Origin of the sequence: Paraburkholderia sp. BCC1885, from assembly GCF_900996235.1 — a bacterium.
In the GTDB taxonomy this organism is placed as follows: domain Bacteria; phylum Pseudomonadota; class Gammaproteobacteria; order Burkholderiales; family Burkholderiaceae; genus Paraburkholderia.
The window spans coordinates 1-493 of the sequence record NZ_CAAJGM010000114.1; the positions used below are offsets into that span (position 1 = coordinate 1).

At 61.7% G+C, this 493-nt stretch carries 2 pseudogenes; both read left to right on the top strand.

The window, feature by feature from the left end:
- Positions 1–132 (top strand): annotated as a pseudogene (locus FQ755_RS38100) (secretion system protein F); the annotation flags it as partial.
- Positions 133–163: 31 nt separating this feature from the next.
- A pseudogene (locus FQ755_RS12865) lies at positions 164–493 on the top strand (type II secretion system F family protein); the annotation flags it as partial.

The following is a 493-nucleotide window of genomic DNA, read 5'->3' on the forward strand; positions in this document are numbered from 1 at the left end:
AATGTCATGGAGCCCGAAGCGATGGCGCCGCTGTTCCATGAGCGGATCGGCTGGCTGACGCTGGCCGTGATCGCGGTGATGGAATTCCTGGGCTACAAGGCGATTTCGAAGATCACCAATATCGACGTCTGAGTCGCGGGCAAGGGAATTCGGGAGGGTATCGATGATTTTCATGGTCTCCACGCTGGTCGGCTTCGGCACCGTGTTGGTGCTGAGCCTGCTGCTGCGCTCGGTCGTGCAGTTGCGGCGGGCGGTACCGAAGGAGGATCGCGCCTATTCCGATCCCCTGCCGCGCTGGCTGCGGTTGGTGTGGCCGTTGGTCAACCTCGTCGAGCACGGGATCGGCGAACACCTCTCCGCCGCCTATGTCGCCCGGATCGAGCTTCAATTGCGGCTCACGCACCTGATCTTTCTGATGACGGCGCGACAGTTCATTGCCCTGAGCTTCCTGTCCGCCGCGATCGCGAGCTTGATCGCGGTGTTCGCTATGCTA